The following is an 18,808-nucleotide window of genomic DNA, read 5'->3' on the forward strand; positions in this document are numbered from 1 at the left end:
CCCCTTCGCTCTCATCGCCGCAGTCGTCGTCTAGCCGTCGCCGCCGCCACCGCGTGGGCCGGCCCCGACCGGATCACGCCCTCGAGCGAGCACACGGGTGATCCCGAGCTGGCGGCCCAGATCGCCGAGCACGCTAAAACCGGCAACCACCACATCGCCGCGTTCACCATCGCCGACGGGGAGACCACCTTCGCTGGGCTCGGCGCCGACGAGCACGAAGAATTCGAGATCGGGTCGGTGACCAAAACCTTCACCGCGGGCATCCTCGCCGAGCGTGGCCTCGAAGACACCACCGTCGGGGAGATCATCGACGCCTCCGGCTCCAAGCTCGCAGACGTGAGCCTGCGCGAGTTGGCCGACCACACCTCCGGGCTTCCCCGCCTCGGCAATCCCGGGCTTCTCACCCAATTCACCTCCGCAGTCACCGGCTCCAACCCCTATGCCGGCCCAACCCGCGAAGACGTCATCACCGACTCGCTCGAGGCCTCCCTGGAAGGCCGCGGAGAGCACGCCTATTCCAACCTCGGGGTCGGCCTCTTGGAAGAGCTTCTCGCGATCGAGGCCGGCACCACCTACGAGGAGTTCCTCGACACCCACGTCCTCTCACCTCTGGGCATGGCCGATACCTACGTCATGACCGACGGCTCGGTCCCTCCTGACGCCCCGCGCGGTCTCCTTCCTGATGACGGGCACGCGCAACCCTGGGAGATGGGCGGCTACAACGGTGCCGGGGCGATACGCACCACCGCCGCCGATATGGTCCTCTACGCCTCGGATCTTCTAGAAAAGGGTGTTCCCGATCTCACGTGGGTGGCCGAAGACGACGGCAGCTACGTACACGGCGGGGCCACCTTCGGGTTTTCCACCATGCTGGTCATCCACCCTAAAAACCGCCAGGCCGTCTTCGTCGTGGGAGATAGCCAACAAGAAGTCGAAACTATTACCGCTCACCTAGTTGAGGAGCTCGCATGACCCCCTTCGTCTCCTGGGGCCTGATCATTTTCCTCGCCGTCATCATCGCCGTGGCCACCGTGCGCGTCTTACGCGGCACACTCACTTACGCGGCACACTCACCCGGCCGCGCCATCATCCTGGAAGCTGTGATTGGCATCCTACCGCTGACCATCTACTTCGGGGTTTTGACGAGCATCCCCTGGAACATCGTCATCCCGGTGTTTATGTGGTGGATCATCGCAGCTCTTCTGGGTGTTTTCGCGGCGGCGGCCACCTACCGTCTCCTGCCGGTGCGCTCGTCCCACTAGGGTGTAAGGTATGACCGGTTTCAGCGGCTTCGACGCCTCGCGCATGCTCTCCTTCGACCTCGAGACCACGTCCCGCTTCCCGAAGGAGGCGCGCATCGTCACCTCTGCCCTGATCACCATCGACGGCTCACACGCCGACACCACCGAATTACTCGCCGACCCGGGCGTCGAAATCCCCGAGCAGGCCCAGCAGGTCCACGGCATCACCACGGACTACGCCCGCGAGCACGGCCGCCCGCACGACGAGGTCTTAGAGCAGACCATCACCGCCATCGAGGATGCCTGGTCGCGCGGGCTCACCCTCATCGTGTTCAACGCGCCTTATGACCTCACGGTGCTGCACACGCTCTCCGGCGGGAAGTTCCAGGTGACCGGGCCGGTGTTCGATCCCTTTGTCGTCGACAAGGTCAAAGACCCCTACCGCAAGGCCTCGCGCAAGCTCACCAACATCTGCGAGCACTACGGGGTGACCCTCGGCAACGCGCACGAGGCCTCGGCCGATGCGATGGCCGCCGCCCGCGTCGCGTGGAAGCAGGTCAACAAGGTCTTTCCGGATCTGAAGAAGATGGACAGCGACGAGCTGATGGAGTTCCAGGCCGTCGGCTACTACGAATCCCAGACCAACCTGCACAAGTGGCTGGCCTCGCGCGGCCGGGACACCAGCGACGTCAACTTCTCCTGGCCGATGCAGGGCTAGAGGTCGCCGGCGTCGCGGGTGAGAATGCCCGCGAGTTCTTGCACACCGGCATACGCCGCCGCCGGGTTACCCAGCCGGCCTGCGGGGTAGACGTCCATGTTGCTAAGCCGGGCCGGGTCCACCCCGAGCTCTTCGGCGAGGCGCGCTAGGCGGATGGCAACACCACGCGGATCCCCCGCCACCTCAGCCGCGGCAACCCCGAGGCCGACTGCTTTCTCAGCCAGCGCGGTGCCCAGCCCGTCGAGCTGCGCGGTGCCTGCAACGCGCGCCGTATCGACGAGCACCTGACACGGCGAGACCTCCCACAGCGGCACCTGGCCGGACTGGTTGAGCAGCACCTCCCCCCCGACCTCATCGACGAGGCTTTGCAGTTCGTCGTGCAGGTCCTGCGGGTGGATCGCGCGGATGGTGTCGAAGTCGTTCGTGCCCGGCACCTTGCCGGCGGCAATGGCACTCAGCCAGGGCTCATCGAGCTGCACGACGACCTCGCTCACCGAGAAACGCCGCTGCAGTTCCTGCCGGGTGGTCACGATGCCGTCGATCAGCGCGGCCGCGAGATCCCTCAAGGCGCCGGGGTCGGTGAGGACGCGGTGGCCGTCGGCAAGCTCTAAGTCGCACGCCAAAGATAAAGGCCCGCTGAGCTGCATCTTCACCCTAGGGATGGGTGGCCAGAGCGCCTGGGCGAGGTCGAGATCGCGCGCGAGGTGATCGGCAATCCGCACGGTGGCCAGGCGGGGCTGGTTGAGAAGCACCCAGCCGCGCGGGCCGCGATCGATGCTTAAGTGTCCGATCATCGCGGCGGTCATGGCGGTGCGATCGTAACCGAGTCCGCGCTCGGGCATGATCGGCAGGTGTGGCATCTCGCCGGTCTCGCTGACGATGATGTCCAGGGCCTCAGGGACATCTGCGCCGGGAAGGGTGCCCAGCCCGTACGCGCGTGCCACGGTTACTCCGCGTAAGCGCCGGTGATCGTGCCGGAGCCGAGCACGATGTCACCGAGGCCGTCGTCGGTGGGTAGGTAGAGCACCGCCGCCTGCCCGCGCGCGACGCCGCTTAGGGGCTCGTGGAGGGTGAGGGTCATGGCGGTGTCGTCGATACGCGCCGTGCACTTTGCGACGGAGCCGTGCGCGCGCACCTGCACCTGGCACTCGAGCTCGCCGTGCATGGCGGGGTGGAGGCGCTTGAGCCGGTCGGCGGTGATCGTGGTGACCTTCAGTGCCTCACGGGGGCCGACGGTGACGGTGCCGGTGGTGGCGTCGATGTCGGTGACGTAGCGCGGCTTGCCGTCGGCGGCGGGTCTCTTGATGTCGAGGCCCTTGCGCTGGCCGATGGTGTAGTTGAACGCGCCGTCGTGTTCCTTGAGCTCGTTGCCTTCGGTATCGACGATCATGCCGGGGCGCATCCCGATGGAACGGCCCAGAAAGGCCTGGGTGTTGCCATCCGGGATGAAGCAGATGTCGTAGGAGTCGGGTTTGGAGGCCGTCGAGAAGCCATGGCGGGCGGCCTCGGCGCGAATCTCCGGCTTCTCCGTGTCACCGACCGGGAAGAGGCAGTGCTCGAGCTCACGGCGCTCAAGCACGCCGAGAACGTAGGACTGGTCCTTCTGGGCATCCGGGGAGCGGCGGAGGTGGCCGTCGTCGTCGATCGTGGCGTAGTGGCCGGTGACGACGGCATCGAATCCGAGCGCCAAGCCCCGATCGAGCAGCGCGGCGAACTTGATCTTCTCGTTGCAGCGCAGGCACGGGTTCGGGGTCTCGCCGATGGCGTAGGACTCGACGAAGTCGTCGATGACCTCCTCCTTGAAGCGATCGGAGAAGTCCCAGACGTAGAACGGGATGCCGAGCTTGTCGCACACACGGCGGGCGTCGGCGGAATCCTCCAGCGAGCAGCACCCGCGTGCCGATTCCCGTGTCTGCTGCGCATCCTGCGTCAGCGCGAGGTGCACGCCGACGACCTCGTGGCCGGCCTCCACCGCGCGCGCCGCCGCCACCGACGAGTCGACCCCGCCGCTCATCGCTGCCAGTACCCGCATGAGCGCATGCTCCTTTCGTGCGTGTTCGTGTGTTTTCGCTGAACCAGCCTAGTGCGCTGGTCCAGCGAAAAGACAATCTCGGCTACCATATGCGGCCATGGCACGGCGCACCTCTTATCCCACCCCGGAGATCGGCACCTATGAGATTTCGACGGGCACCGCCGAGATCCTCGCCGACGACCTGCGCCCCGGCGGTTTCGTGCTGCATGTCAACGGGGTGCCCTCGTCCTATATCGTTCCCGGCGAGCCCGGGGAGATGGAGTTCGAATACCTGCAGTGGATGGGGCGGATGATCGGCGAGATCGTCGAGTACCACGTCCCGGCCGAACGTCTGCGGGTCACGCACCTCGGCGGGGCGGGGTGTTCGCTGGCCCGGTTCGTGGCGCATCACTGGCCGCAGGCGCGTAACTCGGTGGTCGAGGTGGACGCGAAGCTGGCGGAGCTCGTTCGGGAGCAGTTCGACATCCCGCGCTCGCCGACGGTGAAGATCCGCGTTGGCGAGGCACGCGCGGTCACGGATTCCTTCCACCCGCACAGCCGGGATGTCATCGTGCGCGACGTCTTCTCCGGATCCACCACGCCGCACAGCTTGACGACGGTCGAGTTCTTCGCCTCCGCGCATGAGGCCTTGGCGCCGGGCGGGTGGTATCTGGCGAACTGCGGCACGCATGCGGACTTCGCTGAGGCCCGCGCGGAGATGGCTGGCATGCGCGAGGTGTTCGAGCACCTCGCGGTGATCGCTGATCCGCCGATGCTCAAAGGCCGGCGCTACGGGAACCTGGTGCTCATCGCCTCGGATACGCCGATCGAGATTTCACCAGCGATGACGCGGGACCTCCTCGGCGGTGCGATGCCCGCGCACGTGAAGGGTGACGAGTGGTGTGACAACCGGATCGCCGGCGCGCCGCCGCGGCATGATGAGGGTGTGTGAGGTGGTGTTTGCGATTTTGGTGGTTGTGTCACACCAGCCCCACCTTCCACAGCAGAAACTTGAACTCCGTTTAACCAGACGGCCGGTCGAAAGCACCCTCATAGAAAGGACTCTCGCGCGGTCGAAACCAGGACTCCTTAAGGGGGATCCCTTTCGACCAGCGCTAGCGCAACACGCCCACGGGCTAACCGACAGCCAGCAGACACCCGGGAACACCACCCCACCTCACACACCAACCCCGCCCGCCACAACAAAAACTTAAACGCCGTTTAACCAGACACCCGGTCGAAAGGACCCTCACAGAAAGGAGTCCCACGAAGTCGAAAGGACGCTTCCTTTCGACCGACTCCTTTCGACCAGCGCAAAAGCAACACGCACACGGGCCAACCCCACCAAACGCCAACCCCCAGAACAGAAAACCTACCGCTGCCCGGCCAAACGCGCGCGCTGCACGACGTCCGCGATCTCCGCGCTGAAAGCAGAGACGTCCTCCTCCGTCGTCGTCGGCCCCAACGACAGCCGCAGGGACCCGATCCCCTCATCCAACGTGAGCCCCATCGCCTCCAGCGTCTCTGACCTCCGGCTGACTCCGGAGTGGCAGGCTGAGCCGGTGGAGGCGGAAATGCCCAGGCTATCGAGCAGCATGATGAGCGAGTCGCCGTCGGCACCCGGGAAGGATACGTGCAGGTGGCTCGGCAGCACCGGCTCGCGGGAGTTGATCACCACGTCGTCGACCTGCCGGCAGATCTCGCTTTCGAGCCGGTCGCGCAGGCGCTGCACGCGGGTGTGTTCGGCCTCGCGCTCATCGTAGGCTTCCTGCAGCGCGGCGGCGGTGGCGGCCGCAGCGGCGACGTCGACCGTACCGGGCCGGATTCCGCGCTCCTGGCCGCCGCCGTGCAGAATCGCCGAAGGCGCCGGCGAGCGCCGCGCCAGCAGGAACCCGGTTCCGCGCGGGCCGCCGAACTTGTGGGCGGAGGCGGCGAGCGTCGTGATGCCGAGGGCGTGAAAGTCGATCTCCAGCTTGCCGACGGCCTGCACCGCATCCACATGCATCGGGCTCTTTGTCGCCGCCGCACGGGCGGCGATCTCCTCGATCGGCTGAATCGCGCCTGTCTCGTTGTTGGCCATCATGCAGGTCACGACGGCGGCCGGCGTATCCAGGGCAGAAAAGTCCACCACGTGCCCGGAGCGATCCACCCCAAGGTAGTCGACCTCCGCTTCTAAGGCGCGCACCGTTTCCGCCACCGCGGGATGCTCGAGCGGGCTGGTCACCACCCGCGAGCTCGACGCTGCGGAAAAGAGCCCCTGGATAGCGAGGTTGTCGGCCTCCGTGCCGGAGGCGGTGAAAATCACCTCGATGGGATCGGCACCGAGCAGCGCGGCGATCTGTTCGCGGGCGTCGTCGAGCACGCTGCGCGCGCGACGCCCAGCAGCATACGCTGCGCCGGGGTTGAGCTTGTCGGCGTGCTTGACATACGCCTCGATGGCCACCGCGCGCATGGGCGAGGTGGCCGCGTGGTCGAAGTAGGTGGGCTGCACCTTTTACTTCCGGGAGTTGATCTCGTTGGTCAGGGCCGGGACGATCTCGTGGAGATCACCCACGACACCCAAGTCGGCGATCTGGAAGAAGGGCTCATCGCCATCGGAGTTGATCACAACGATCGTGCCCGCCGTCTGCATACCGGACAGGTGCTGGATCGCGCCCGAGATGCCGGCACCGATGTAGAGCTCCGGCGAGATCGTCTCGCCGGTCTGGCCGATCTGGGCGCTGGCGTCGTACCAGCCCTCGTCGACGGCGTCGCGGGTGGCGCCGACGGCGGCGTTGAGGCTATCGGCCAAAGGCTCGATGACCTCGTGGAAGCCCTCTTCCGAGCCCACGCCGCGCCCGCCAGCCACGACCGCCTTCGCAGACGCGAGAGCCGGGCGGTCGCCGGCCTCGGCCGGGGTGAAGTTGGTGACGGTGACGTCCTTGGCCGTGGCGGCCGGCAGCGGCATCGGGGCGATGGTGCCGGACGCGGGCGCGGGCTCCGCCTTCACGGAGCCCGGGCGCACGGTGTAGATCGGGCAGTTGCCGCCAACCACGGCGGTGGCATCGACCGTGCCGCCGAAGAGCAGGTGCTCGGCGGAGCGATCGGCGTTGATACGCACGACGTTGGCGAGCACACCGGAGGCCAGGCGCGCACCGAGGCGACCGGCGATCTCGTTGCCGGTGTTGGTGCCCGCGATGACGATCGGGGCCGGGTTGGCGGCACCGAGGCCGTGCAGGGCGTCGACCTCCGGGGTGATGAGGCGCTTGTCGTAGTCGTCGGCAGTGGCGTCGATGATCTGCTCGGCGCCTAGGGCCGCGAGCTCTGTGGCCAGGTCGTTGACGGTGCCCTCCGGGCCGACAACGACGGCGGAGACCACGCCCAGCGGGCGGGCGGCGGTGATGAGCTCCGCGGTGACCTCCGAGAGCTGACCGCGGTCGTGCTCGACGAGAACGTAGACGTGGGACATGTTCTAGAGTTTCCTTCCTAAACGTTCTTGTTAAATGAGGTCGCGGTCTGCGAGGTAGTCAGCGATGCGCTTCGCGGCGGCGGCCGGGTCGCCCGCGTCGAAGATCTCGCCGGCCTCGCGCGGCGGGCGCGCCGCGGAGGTGTTCACGCGGGTGGCGGACGCGTTGAGGCCGACCTGGCTGGGATCGACGCCAATGCCCGCGAGATCGTAGGTGGTGATCTCGTGCGCCTTGGCGGCCTTCATGCGCTTGAAGTTGGGATAGCGCGGATTGTCGGCCTTGTCGGTGACGGTGATGATCGCCGGCAGCTGGGCGGCGAGCTCCCAGGTGCCGCGCGCGTCACGACGGGTCGCCGTCGCGGTATCGCCCTCCACGGACAGGCCGGTGACCTCGGTGAGCGCAGGGATCTGACGGTATTCCGCGAGCAGGCCGGGCACCAGGCCGGTATCGCCGTCGGAGGAGGCGGCGCCCATGACGATGACGCGCACATCCTCGATCTGGTTGAGCAGGTTGTTCAGCGCCCAGGCGGTGGCGATCGCATCGGAGCCGGCGAGCGCGTCGTCGGTGAGGCGGACGGCGTCGTCGGCACCCATGGCCAGGGCCTTGCGCAGGGCCTCATCCGCTGCGGCCGGCCCCATCGTGGCGGCGATGACGCTTAAGGACTCATCGGCCTCTTTGAGGCGCAGCGCCTGCTCGACGGCGTACTCGTTGACCTCGTCGATGACGTTGTCCACGCTTTCGCGGTCGAGGGTGTGATCGTCGGTCAAGGACTTGACCGACCACGTGTCGGGCACATGCTTGACGAGCACCACAATGGCGGACATGCGTTCTGCACCTTTCGGGTTGCGAATAATTTGCTCACATTTTTGTGCGGTAATTCTACAGGGTACGACAGTACTCCCCGACGAGGCCGTCGCTAAAGCCCGGCGCGCGCAGCGTGCTCCCGCGGCAAGCACACGAACGCCGTCGCCGAATCGCCGATACGGGCGATGACCACCGCCCGCGGCTGATCGCCGGTGAGTTTGAGCTTCTTGCGCAAGCGGTCGGGATCGATATCCACGCCGCGCACCAAGATCTCCACGCTGCCCGCACGCTGGGCCTTCAACGCCGAGCGCAGCTTCTTCAGCGGGACGGCCTCCAGGATCTCGAAGCCCGAGTAGCCTTGCGGGATCCTGTCTCCGGTGAGGTAGGCGATGTGTTCGTCAAGCATGTGCAGGCCTTCGCGATACGCGAAGTGGCGCACCAGCCCGGCGCGCACGATCGCCCCGTCCGGGTCGACGATATAGCGCCCCGGGGAACCGGCGCTGACGTCGTCGTCGAGAAGATCGGTGAGCCGGTCGCTAAAACCTGCCTGGTGGATCACCGCCTCGCGGCGCTCGTCGCCTTCGGCGAGATCCGCGGTATAGAGGCAGGTTTCTTTCACTCCCCCGGCCACCGACGAGACGCTGACCAGCCCGTCCCACTGCGAGTAGTCGATGCCCGGCGCGCACTTGATCGCCATGGGGTGTCCGCGCCAGGCGGTCACCAGCTCGTCGAGGGGCGGGATGGTCTCGCGGATGCGCCGGCCGCCCGCCCGCCGCGCGGGGTCGGCGACCATGACGGAATCGCGGCTAACGGGGTGCAGGGCGTCGGCACGCACCAGCCAGCGTCCCGGCAGGTTGAGCGCGGCCATGCGCAGCCGGATGGGGTCGAGGTCGCTGCCGAGCCACTCGCCGTCGATGAAGCGGGCTTCGGTGCCGATAGAGCAGGTGACGTCGTGGACGAAGCGCCCCGCTAGACGACGGGCGCGCTCCCTCGCCACCGGCGCCGCGGTCGCCTGCTGGGCGGCGTCGTGGTCGGCGAACCAGCCGTCGGGAAGCTTGCCGCTAGCCCGGGCCTGTAAAAGCTCGATGACCGCGCGGCCGTAGTCGCCATAGGCGGCGCGGGCCTTCTGCGCATCGGCGAGGGCGGACTTCTTGGTCAGGCCTAATTCGATGTCGATGTCTGTGTGCGCGAGGAAGTCGAGTTCTTTACTGCTAAAGGCCATAGTGTCCTCCGACGCGGTCTTCAGGGATGCCGGCGAAGTACTCCTCGTAGCGGGGATCGTCGACGGGATCGCCGATGATCGGGTTGAGGTCGGCGTCTTTGGTGGCGGCCATGACCTCGGCGACGGTGTCGAACTCGCAGAGCTCGGCCAGCTGCGCCCAGGTGGGCAGAACGAAGCGGACCAGGCCGTGGCGCCAGCCTTCCAAAAGCAGCGAGGGCGGAAACCAGTTGGCATCATCGGCCTCGCTGGTATCGCCATCCGGGTTCTGGCCCTCCGGTACGGCGGCGATGAAGGAAAAGGTGTCGAACCAGTTGCCCGACTCGGAGACACCCACCCAGCGCGCCCAGGGGCGCACGAGATCCGAGCGGACCTTCAGGGAGTGATCGCTGAGCACGTCGGTCAGGGCCTTGCGGTGGGTCGAGAGATTGTGGCGTTCGTCGTGCAGGTAGGAGGCATCAGAGACGACGGTGCCGTCATCGCCGACGGCCAAGAGCGTGCCAGTCTCCTCGTAGAGCTCGCGCACCGCGGCGAAGACGAGGGCGTGGGCCTTGTATTTGGTCACCCCCATCGTGCGGGCGACCGAGACGACCGAAGGCCCGCTCCACAGATCGCCCGAGTCCCAGCTACGCGGCGGGAAGTCGCGGGGGTCGACCCCGCCGCCGGGAAAGACCGTCATGCCGGGGTAGTTCGACATGGTGTGCACGCGTTCCTGGACCCAGACCTCGAGGCCTTCCTCGCCGTCGCGGATGAGCAGGACCGTCGCCGCCAAGCGGCCGCCGTTGTAGCCGGATCGGTCCGAGGGGTCGATCCAATCCCCGGCGTCACTCGACAGCGCTCCCGAAGCCATGCCCTCAAAGCCTACTTCCGGTGGGCGCCCCCGCGGCGGATACGGCGGGCGAAGTAGCGCTCCCCAACCTTTTCGACCGAAATCGGCTGGTGGAAGGCGCGGGAGATGTTCTCACTGGTCAGGACATCGTCGATGAGGCCTTGGGCGACGATCTGGCCTTCGTCGAGAAGCATGGCGTGGGTAAAGCCATAAGGGATCTCCTCAACGTGGTGGGTGATCATGACCACCGCCGGCGCGTCCGGATTCAGCGCCAGATCGCCGAGGTAGGCCACGAGGTCCTCGCGCCCGCCTAAGTCCATGCCGGCGCCGGGCTCGTCGAGGATGAGCAGCTCCGGGTTGGTCATCATGGCGCGCGCTATGAGCACGCGCTTCTTCTCGCCCTCGCTCAAGGTGCCCCAGGTGCGATCGACGAGGTGGATCGCACCGACCTGCTCTAAGATCTCGACGGCCTGATCGCGGTCCATCTCATCGTATTCCTCGAGCCAGCGCCCGAGCACGGCATAACCGGCGGAGATCACCAGATCGCCCACCTGCTCGTTGGGAGGGATGCGGTTGCCCATCGCCGACGAGGAGATGCCGATCATGGCGCGCAGATCGCGCATGTCCGTACGCCCGATCTGCTCGCCGAGCAAGAACGCGATGCCGCGCGTGGGGAAAGCCTCGGCCGCGGCCATGCGCACCAGCGTGGTCTTGCCCGCGCCGTTGGGCCCGATGATGACCCAGCGCTCATCCAGCTCGACCTGCCAGTCGACCGGGCCGACCAGAGTGCGGCCATTGCGGATGAACTCGACCCCGCGGAAATCGATGAGATGATCGGGGTCCGGGGCGGGGATGTCTTCAGTCCTTGAGTCAGTCACACCCCCATTGTGTCCGAAATTTCACTCCGCCGGTGCAAGTGACACAGCTGCGTTAATCTGGGCGCCAGATCCACCGTTCGTTTCTCTTCATCCAGAGTAAGGAAACACATCATGATTGGTCGCCTTGGTATCGACGACGTCCGCCCGGTCGTCTCCGCCCGCACCCTACCCTCGAAGGCCGTTGTCGGAGAGGTGGTCCCCGTGACCGCGCTCGTCTGGCGCGAGGGGCACGACGCCGTCGCGGCGACCCTCACCGTGCTGCGCCCCGACGGTGAGCACTCCCAGGCGCACGCCATGACCACCGACCCGGAGAACCAGGACCGCGTCCACGGCGTGTTCGTCCCCGACGAGGTGGGCACGTGGGCCTTCCGCGTCGACGCCTGGTCTGATGTCTTCGCCACCTGGCGCAACGCCGTGTACAAGAAGCGCGACGCCGGCCAGTCGGCGGCCGAGATGGACAACGACCTGCAGCACGGCGCCACCCTGTTCGACCGCGCCGCCCAGCAGACCCCGGCGCCGCACGCGAGCTTGCTTGCCGACGCCGCCCGCGACCTCCGCAACGCCGAGCTCGAATTGGACCAGCGCCTCGAGGTGGGCTTGAGCGACGAGGTCACCGAGATCCTGCGCGACTACCCGCTGCGCGATCTCTTGACCCGCGGGCCCATCCACGAGGTCAAGGTCGAGCGCACCAAGGCCGGCTTTAGCTCCTGGTACGAGCTCTTCCCGCGCTCCACTGGCGCGCCGGGCGAGCACGGCACCTTCGCCACCACCGCCGAGGCGCTCGAGCGTGTCGCCGAGATGGGCTTCGACACCGTCTACTTCCCGCCGATCCACCCCATCGGCGAGGTCAACCGCAAGGGGCGCAACAACACGCTCACCCCGGAGCCCGAGGACGTCGGCTCCCCCTGGGCCATCGGCTCGGCCGACGGGGGCCATGACGCGGTGCACCCGCAGCTCGGCACGCTGGAGGACTTCCGCACGCTGGTCAGCCGCGCCGAGGACCTAGGCCTCGAGGTGGCCCTCGATCTCGCCCTGCAGGCCGCCCCGGATCACCCCTGGGCGGCCGAGCACCCCGAATTCTTCACGGTGCTTGCCGACGGCACCATCGCCTACGCCGAGAACCCGCCGAAGAAGTACCAGGACATCTACCCCCTCAACTTCGACAACGACCCGGCCGGCATCTACGCGGAGGTCTACCGCGTGGTCAAGCACTGGATCGACAACGGCGTGCGCACCTTCCGCGTGGACAACCCGCACACCAAGCCGACGAACTTCTGGGCGTGGTTGATCGAGAAGGTCCACGAAACAGACCCGGATGTCATCTTCTTGGCCGAGGCGTTTACCCGCCCGGCGCGCCTATTCGGGCTGGCGAAGGCCGGGTTCTCCCAGTCCTATACCTACTTCACTTGGAAGACCACGAAGGACGAGCTCATCGACTTCGGGGAGATGATCCGCGACCAGGCGGATATCTCGCGGCCGAACCTGTTCGTCAATACCCCGGACATCCTGCACGAGTCGCTGCAGACGGGCGGGCGCGCGATGTTCGCCATCCGCGCGGTGCTCGCCTCCACGCTCTCGCCGCTGTGGGGCGTGTACTCCGGCTACGAGCTCTACGAGCACGTCCCGGTCCGCCCGGGCAGCGAGGAATACCTGGATTCGGAGAAGTACCAGATCCGCCACCGCGATTTCGAAGGGGCGAATGCCTCCGGCGATTCCTTAGAGCCTTTCATCACGACGCTCAACCGCCTGCGCCGCGAGCAGCCCGCCCTCCAACAGCTGCGGACCTTGCACTTCCACCCGATCGACAACGACCGCATGCTCGCTTACTCGAAGGTCGACCCGCACACGGGCAACACCATCCTGGTGGTGGTCACCCTGGATCCGCACTATGCCCAGGAGGCCACGGTCCACCTCGACTTCGACGCGCTCGGCCGCGAGCCCGGCGAGGTCGGCGTCCACGATCTGATCACCGGCTCCGACTACACCTGGGGCGAGCACAACTTCGTGCGCTTGGAGCCGCGTGCCGACGTCGCCCACGTCTTCGTTTTGCCCGATGTCACCCCCGACAACCGCGAGCGCATCGCCTGGCGCCACGTCACCGACTACCGCGGGTAATTTCCTCCCACTAACGCTATCCCAACCTGCTGAAACGAGTACCGTCGAAGACATGACAGTGATCGATCCGAACGACCGCAAGCGGCTGACCCAGTGCCGCCACCACGCACCCCACGACATCTACGGCTGGCACCGCACCGACAACGGTTCCGTCGTGCGCACCCGCCAGCTCGGGGCCGTGCGCGTGGAGCTGCTCATCCACAACACCTCCATCGAGATGACCCCCGTGGGTGACGATATCTTCGTCGCCGAACTCAGCGACACCTACGCCCCCGACTACCGCCTACGCGTCTTCTACCCGGCCTCGGAGAAGATCATCGCCGACCCTTATCGCTTCTTGCCGACGCTCAGCGACTTCGACCTCCATCTCATCGGCGAGGGCCGCCACGAGCGTCTGTGGGAGGTCTTAGGCGCCAACGTCCGCGAGTTCGACACCCCGCAGGGCACGGTGCACGGCACGTCTTTCGCCGTGTGGGCACCGAACGCCGAGGGCGTGGCCGTCGTCGGCGACTTCTGCGCCTGGAACCCGAACCAGTACCCGATGCGCTCGCTCGGATCTTCCGGGGTGTGGGAGATTTTCATCCCCGGCATCGGGGTGGGCACCGAATATAAGTACGCCATCCAAACCAAGGACGGCTACCGCCGCGACAAGGCCGACCCGCTGGCCAAGGCCACCAAGGCCCCGCCCGAGACGGTCTCTGTGGTCTCGTCGACCTCCCTGTTCGAGTGGACCGACCAGGACTACCTGGAGAAGCGCTCGCAGAAGGATCAGACCAACGAGCCGATGAGCATCTACGAGGTGCATGTGGGCTCCTGGATGATCGGCAAGGGCTACCGCGAGCTCGCCACCGATCTTGTCGACTACGTCGCCGAGCAGGGCTTCACCCACGTGGAGTTCCTGCCCGTCGCCGAGCACCCCTTCGGCGGTTCCTGGGGCTACCAGGTCAGTGGCTACTACGCGCCGTCGGCACGCTGGGGCAGCCCCGATGACTTCCGGGCGCTTGTCAACGCGTTTCACGAGCGCGGTATCGGCGTTATCGTCGACTGGGTTCCCGCACACTTCCCCAAGGACGACTGGGCGCTGGCGCGTTTCGACGGCACCGCCCTCTACGAACACCCCGACTGGCGCCGCGGCGAGCAGAAGGACTGGGGCACCTACGTCTTCAACTTCGGCCGCAACGAGGTGCGCAACTTCCTGGTTGCCAACGCCCTGTACTGGGTCGAGGAGTTCCACCTCGACGGCCTGCGCGTCGACGCCGTCGCCTCGATGCTCTACCTGGATTACTCGCGTAACGACGGCGAATGGCTCCCCAACGAATACGGCGGACGCGAAAACCTCGACGCCGTGCGCCTACTACAGGAATTCAACGCCACCGTGCACCGCGAGCACCCCGGCATCGTCACCGTGGCCGAGGAATCCACCGCCTGGCCCGGAGTGACCGCCATGACCTCCGACGACGGCCTCGGGTTCACCCTCAAGTGGAACATGGGCTGGATGAACGACACCCTCGAGTACTTCAAGCTCGACCCCGTCCACCGCTCCTACCACCACAACGAGATCACCTTCTCGCTGGTCTACGCGTTCTCCGAGAAGTACGTCCTCCCCTTTAGCCACGACGAGGTCGTCCACGGCAAGAACTCCCTGTGGGGCCGCATGCCCGGCGACGACTGGAACAAGGCCGCCGGCCTGCGTGCTCTGTATGGCTACATGTACTCGCACCCCGGCAAGAAGCTGCTGTTCATGGGCCAGGAGTTCGGCCAGACCGGCGAGTGGGACGAGGCGCACTCCGTCGATTGGTCCAACCTCGAAGGCTGGGGCGAGGAATACCACCGCGGCATCCAGCGCCTGGTGCACGACATGAACGCCATCTACACCACCCACCCGGCGCTCTACCGCCAGGACAACACCCCGGCCGGCTTCCAGTGGGTCAAGGGCGACGACTCCGAACACAACGTATTGGCCTACATCCGCTGGTCCGACGACGGGCAGGCACTCCTCGCCGTGGTGAACCTCTCCGGTTCCTCCCACGAGGCCTACACCTTCGGTGTGCCCCTTAAGGACTGGGAGCTCGTCCTCAATAGCGACGCCGACATCTACGCCGGCGCCGGAAACGACCTGCCGCATCAGGTCCACGCCGAACGCCGCGACTGGGACGGCCAGCAATACGCCCTGACCGTGCACATGCCAGCTAACAGCGTGCAGTGGTACCGGGCGGTGTAGGTTCTTCGGTTGCCGGGCTCGGGTTTCGGGCTCGGGTTTCGGGCTCGGGTTTCCGGCGGATTTGGCCCGAATTCCATGCGACGATAACGTTTTCGCACACCTGGTCGAAAGGAGTCACCCCTAAAGGAGTCCCGCGCGGTCGAAACCAGTACTCCTTTCTGAGCGACTGTTTTCGACCAGCGCTAACGCGGCATGCGGAAGGTTCCGGCCCGTTCCGCCGCAACAGCCAAAAACCTAGTACAACGCCGAGGCAAACTTCGTGCGCGCCTGCTTCACGCGCGGATCAGAGTTGCCGAGCATCTCGAAGTACTCAATGAGGCGCTGCTTAATCTCTTCCTTCTCGTCGCCGGCGGTGGTCTTCATCAGCTCGATCAGATCATCGAAGGCCTTCTCCGCGTTGCCGGCCAGAAGGTCGCGGTCCGCGGTGGCGAACTCGGCACGCTGGTCGGAGTCCTGGCGCTTGAGCAGGACGACGGTGGCGCGCGCCTGGCGGATCTCGCGGCTGTCGTTATCGGCGAGCACCTCGTCGTAGATGTTCAAGGCGCGGTCGTAGTCGCGGGCGTTAAGAGCCTCCATGGCGGCCTCGAGCCGCGGGTCCTGACTCTCCTGCGCCGGCTGCTCCTCGGCGTCCGGAAGGCCCTGCAGCTTGCCGGCTACGGCCTGGGTGATCGCCTGCAGCCACTTGCGCAGGTTCTCCTTCGGCTGGGCGCCCTGGAAGTTGGTCAGCGGCTGCCCGCCGGCGAGTGCGATGACCGTCGGCAAGGCCTGCACGCCGAAGGCCTGGGCGATCTGCGGGGTGTTATCGGCGTCGACGTAGCCCACGACGAACTCCCGCTGGCCGGCCGCCAGATCCTCGAGGTCGGTGCGTAGGGTGGCGGTGGCGTCGGCACGCTCGGAGCCTACGAGCACGATCACCGGAACCTGCATCGAGCGGCGCAGCACCTCGGTCTCGAAGTTCTGCTGGGTGACGGTGAAGTACGTCGCCACCTCCGCCGAGGAGCCAGCACCAGCACCAGCAGCCGGGGCGCTCTTCTTCAGCTGGCCCAGATCTACAGCTCCACCGGAAAACTTATTCGGGTTGGTCATCTACTGTTCCTTCTGCTTTTCGAGTGCGTGTTCCAAAGATTCCATCTTCTGGGTGAGCATGTTGGTACGCCCCGGCCGGATGTCGGCCTTCACCACGAGGGAGACCCGCGGGCTGACCTCCTCGACGGCCTGCGTGGCTCGCTTGATCACGTCGAAGACTTCATCCCACTCCCCTTCCAGCGTGGTGAACATCGCGGAGGTCTCGTTCGGCAGTCCGGAGGCGCGGACGACGGCGACGGCACGCGCCACCGCCTCAGACATCTCCGCTGTCGACGACTCGGTGACGGTCGGAGCAACAGAAAATGCGACGATCATGTCATCCAGGCTACCCGTGTCTCTCCCAGCAACGCCGGTGCCAGTGCCGCCGGTCGTCGGGACGCAACTCGTCCCAGGCCACCACGTGCGCGATGCCCGGCGGGATGTCCTGGTTACACCAGGGACACAGGTAGTACTTCGTCGCGCGGCTCGCGCCGATATGACGCCAGAGGTAGGTGCCGCGGCGCTGGGTGCCGTAGAAGGCGGCGCCGTCGGCAGGCAGGGCACGCTGGGCCGAGCGGCGGCGGCGATTCTTCCGGGGCATGCCTAGAACAGGCGCAGTTCGTTGGTTTCGATGCCGCGCAGGTCGTCGTAGTCGAGGACGACGCAGCGGATGCCGCGGTCCTCGGCGAGCGTGCGGGCCTGCGGTTTGATCTGCTGGGCGGCGAACACGCCGGTCACGGGCTTGAGCAGATCGTCGCGGTTGAGCAGCTCGAGATACCGGGTGAGCTGCTCCACGCCGTCGATGTTGCCCCGGCGCTTGACCTCGACGGCCACGGCCGCCCCGTCGGCGTCGCGGGCCAAGAGATCGACCGGCCCGATGGCGGTCGGGTACTCCCGGCGCACCAGCGAGTAGCCCTCGCCGAGGGTGGTGATGTGTTCGGCGAGCAACTCCTGCAGGTGGGACTCGACGCCATCTTTGACGAGCCCGGGGTCCTCGCCGAGTTCGACCTCGATGTCGTGGCGAATCTCCGAGACGGTGATCCGCAGCTGCTCGCCTTTCGGGTTCTCGACGATCCAGAGCCGGTCGCCGGTGTCCTCGCCGTCCATGTCGGTGATCTCCGACTCGGTGAACGTACACGGCGGAGTCATCCAGTTCAGCGGTTTGTAGGCGCGGTCGTCGGCATGCACGGAAACCGAACCATCGGCCTTGATCATCAGCAGACGATCAGCCAGGGGCAGATGGGCCGACAGGCGGCCGACATAATCGACAGAACAGCGGGCGATGACGAGACGCATGCCGAATACCCTAGCGCTTCCGCTTCCGGGCCGCTTTCATCAGGAGGGACTTATGGTCGATGCGCTCCTTGCGCTCGGAGGGCGCGGACTCCACCCAGGAGACCACCGCCTTCGCCGACGCCGGGGCCATAGCCATCTCATAGCGATCCGACCCGCAGGCCAGCTCGATGATGATGTAGTGCGGGGCGAGGATCTCTGGGTCTTCGTCGTCCGCCCGGCGATGCCCGCGCAGCTCAGTGTGGGTGCGATGCAGCGCGAGGTCCGGGCGCGGAAGTAAAGACCGCAGTTTATGGAACTCCAGATAGTCGCCGTGATAGCTCATCACCCCGTGGCGGAAGTCCTCGGAGCTTTCCGACGGCAAACTGCGCACCAGCGCCGGCACCCCGTGGGAGCGCACGAAGAAGAAACGCCAACCAGCCAAGCAGACGGCAAGGACCACCACCACCGAGATGATCACCGTCACGACCGTCACGCTGAGTCCTTTCTTTCTGCTCTGAGGGTATTTAAACACCACTGCCCTATACAGCGCAACGGGCCCGACACCATACACAGTGTCGGGCCCGTTGTCGGCGTGATCGGACGTGGCTACCGGGTCTCGCGGCTACGGCGCAGCGCCTTGAGATCACTCTCGGCGCGGGCCTTCTCCGCAGCGTCCTCGCTCTCGAGTCGGCGTGTGGAGGCCTCTTCGTCGATCTCGCTGGACCAGCTGGCGTTGTGTGCCAAGACGGTGACCTTGTCGGAGGTGACCGTCAGAAAGCCGTCCTGCACGGCGGCGATGAGCTTGTCGCCGTCCACGGGATCGATGGTCACGATGCCGTTGCTGACCAACTGGCCCAGCAGCGGCTCGTGGCCGGGGAGCACGCCGATCTCACCTTCGGTGGTCTGCGCGGTGACCATGGTGGCCTGACCAGACCAGAGCATGCGGTCAACCGAGACCATCTGCACGGTGAATTCAGCCATGGTGA

The 18,808-nt window shown here is 66.3% G+C and carries 21 protein-coding genes; 6 read left to right on the plus strand and 15 right to left on the minus strand.

Annotation, left to right across the window (positions count from 1 at the left end; translation table 11 throughout):
* Nucleotides 1-30 precede the first annotated feature (30 nt).
* Nucleotides 31-216: a hypothetical protein gene (locus C3B44_RS11935; RefSeq protein ID WP_242979237.1), complete on the minus strand. Its 186-nt coding sequence runs from the start codon at nt 214-216 to the stop codon at nt 31-33.
* On the opposite strand from C3B44_RS11935, the gene C3B44_RS06695 reads away from it, so the two are divergent.
* Genes C3B44_RS06695 through C3B44_RS06705 form a run of 3 tightly spaced genes read left to right on the plus strand, consistent with a single transcriptional unit; the run spans nt 169 to nt 1,959 of the window.
* Nucleotides 169-972, plus strand: coding sequence for a serine hydrolase domain-containing protein (locus C3B44_RS06695; RefSeq protein ID WP_235840360.1), 804 nt, complete (start codon nt 169-171; stop codon nt 970-972). The two genes, C3B44_RS11935 and C3B44_RS06695, sit on opposite strands and share 48 nt — an antisense overlap.
* Nucleotides 969-1,262, plus strand: coding sequence for a hypothetical protein (locus tag C3B44_RS06700; RefSeq protein ID WP_108431695.1), 294 nt, complete (start codon nt 969-971; stop codon nt 1,260-1,262). Before C3B44_RS06695 ends, C3B44_RS06700 begins: the two co-directional genes overlap by 4 nt.
* A 10-nt stretch (nt 1,263-1,272) precedes the next feature.
* The gene (locus C3B44_RS06705) at nt 1,273-1,959 is read left to right on the plus strand and encodes a 3'-5' exonuclease (protein WP_108431696.1); all 687 of its coding nucleotides are present in this window, start codon (nt 1,273-1,275) and stop codon (nt 1,957-1,959) included.
* Here C3B44_RS06705 and C3B44_RS06710 read toward each other — a convergent pair.
* Both C3B44_RS06710 and mnmA read right to left on the minus strand, forming a co-directional pair.
* On the minus strand, nt 1,956-2,903 hold the full coding sequence (locus C3B44_RS06710) for a uroporphyrinogen decarboxylase/cobalamine-independent methonine synthase family protein (protein ID WP_108431697.1): 948 nt from the start codon (nt 2,901-2,903) through the stop codon (nt 1,956-1,958). The genes C3B44_RS06705 and C3B44_RS06710 overlap by 4 nt on opposite strands.
* Nucleotides 2,904-2,905: 2 nt before the next feature.
* Nucleotides 2,906-3,991: a tRNA 2-thiouridine(34) synthase MnmA gene (mnmA, locus tag C3B44_RS06715; RefSeq protein WP_108431698.1), complete on the minus strand. Its 1,086-nt coding sequence runs from the start codon at nt 3,989-3,991 to the stop codon at nt 2,906-2,908.
* Nucleotides 3,992-4,088: 97 nt separating this feature from the next.
* On the opposite strand from mnmA, the gene C3B44_RS06720 reads away from it, so the two are divergent.
* Nucleotides 4,089-4,922, plus strand: coding sequence for a spermidine synthase (locus C3B44_RS06720; RefSeq protein ID WP_108431699.1), 834 nt, complete (start codon nt 4,089-4,091; stop codon nt 4,920-4,922).
* 420 nt (nt 4,923-5,342) lie between these two features.
* Here C3B44_RS06720 and C3B44_RS06725 read toward each other — a convergent pair whose 3' ends face one another.
* The 6 genes from C3B44_RS06725 to C3B44_RS06750 form a co-directional block, all read right to left on the minus strand.
* Nucleotides 5,343-6,461, minus strand: a complete 1,119-nt coding sequence (locus C3B44_RS06725) for a cysteine desulfurase family protein (RefSeq protein ID WP_108431700.1) — start codon at nt 6,459-6,461, stop codon at nt 5,343-5,345.
* A 3-nt stretch (nt 6,462-6,464) separates the two neighbouring features.
* A complete protein-coding gene (locus tag C3B44_RS06730) occupies nt 6,465-7,418 on the minus strand; it encodes an electron transfer flavoprotein subunit alpha/FixB family protein (protein ID WP_108431701.1) in 954 nt (317 codons plus the stop codon).
* Nucleotides 7,419-7,448: 30 nt separating this feature from the next.
* Nucleotides 7,449-8,240, minus strand: coding sequence for an electron transfer flavoprotein subunit beta/FixA family protein (locus C3B44_RS06735; protein ID WP_108431702.1), 792 nt, complete (start codon nt 8,238-8,240; stop codon nt 7,449-7,451).
* A gap of 92 nt (nt 8,241-8,332) precedes the next feature.
* Nucleotides 8,333-9,442, minus strand: a complete 1,110-nt coding sequence (locus tag C3B44_RS06740) for a THUMP-like domain-containing protein (RefSeq protein WP_108431703.1) — start codon at nt 9,440-9,442, stop codon at nt 8,333-8,335.
* Nucleotides 9,432-10,289: an NUDIX hydrolase gene (locus C3B44_RS06745; RefSeq protein ID WP_108431704.1), complete on the minus strand. Its 858-nt coding sequence runs from the start codon at nt 10,287-10,289 to the stop codon at nt 9,432-9,434. The genes C3B44_RS06740 and C3B44_RS06745 overlap by 11 nt, the downstream gene beginning before the upstream one ends.
* An 11-nt stretch (nt 10,290-10,300) precedes the next feature.
* Nucleotides 10,301-11,146 carry an ABC transporter ATP-binding protein gene (locus tag C3B44_RS06750; protein WP_108431705.1) on the minus strand — a complete coding sequence of 282 codons (846 nt, stop codon included), beginning with the start codon at nt 11,144-11,146 and terminating at the stop codon, nt 10,301-10,303.
* A gap of 111 nt (nt 11,147-11,257) precedes the next feature.
* Here C3B44_RS06750 and C3B44_RS06755 point away from each other — a divergent pair, with 111 nt between their 5' ends.
* Entirely contained in the window at nt 11,258-13,261 is a 2,004-nt protein-coding gene (locus C3B44_RS06755; protein WP_108431706.1) for an alpha-1,4-glucan--maltose-1-phosphate maltosyltransferase, read from the plus strand.
* Between the two features lie 52 nt (nt 13,262-13,313).
* Nucleotides 13,314-15,482, plus strand: a complete 2,169-nt coding sequence (gene glgB, locus C3B44_RS06760; protein WP_108431707.1) for a 1,4-alpha-glucan branching protein GlgB — start codon at nt 13,314-13,316, stop codon at nt 15,480-15,482.
* A 234-nt stretch (nt 15,483-15,716) separates the two neighbouring features.
* Here glgB and C3B44_RS06765 read toward each other — a convergent pair whose 3' ends face one another.
* The 6 genes from C3B44_RS06765 to C3B44_RS06790 form a co-directional block, all read right to left on the minus strand.
* Nucleotides 15,717-16,568, minus strand: coding sequence for a tetratricopeptide repeat protein (locus C3B44_RS06765; RefSeq protein WP_108431708.1), 852 nt, complete (start codon nt 16,566-16,568; stop codon nt 15,717-15,719).
* Nucleotides 16,569-16,883: a thiamine-binding protein gene (locus tag C3B44_RS06770; protein ID WP_108431709.1), complete on the minus strand. Its 315-nt coding sequence runs from the start codon at nt 16,881-16,883 to the stop codon at nt 16,569-16,571.
* A 10-nt stretch (nt 16,884-16,893) separates the two neighbouring features.
* Nucleotides 16,894-17,148 carry a hypothetical protein gene (locus tag C3B44_RS06775; RefSeq protein ID WP_108431710.1) on the minus strand — a complete coding sequence of 85 codons (255 nt, stop codon included), beginning with the start codon at nt 17,146-17,148 and terminating at the stop codon, nt 16,894-16,896.
* A 2-nt stretch (nt 17,149-17,150) separates the two neighbouring features.
* The gene (gene nucS, locus C3B44_RS06780) at nt 17,151-17,843 is read right to left on the minus strand and encodes an endonuclease NucS (protein WP_108431711.1); all 693 of its coding nucleotides are present in this window, start codon (nt 17,841-17,843) and stop codon (nt 17,151-17,153) included.
* Nucleotides 17,844-17,853: 10 nt separating this feature from the next.
* Nucleotides 17,854-18,315: a DUF2550 domain-containing protein gene (locus C3B44_RS06785; protein WP_158268615.1), complete on the minus strand. Its 462-nt coding sequence runs from the start codon at nt 18,313-18,315 to the stop codon at nt 17,854-17,856.
* 113 nt (nt 18,316-18,428) lie between these two features.
* Nucleotides 18,429-18,803: a F0F1 ATP synthase subunit epsilon gene (locus C3B44_RS06790; RefSeq protein WP_108431713.1), complete on the minus strand. Its 375-nt coding sequence runs from the start codon at nt 18,801-18,803 to the stop codon at nt 18,429-18,431.
* Nucleotides 18,804-18,808 lie beyond the last annotated feature (5 nt).

It is taken from the genome of Corynebacterium yudongzhengii (assembly GCF_003065405.1).
In the GTDB taxonomy this organism is placed as follows: Bacteria; Actinomycetota; Actinomycetes; order Mycobacteriales; family Mycobacteriaceae; genus Corynebacterium; species Corynebacterium yudongzhengii.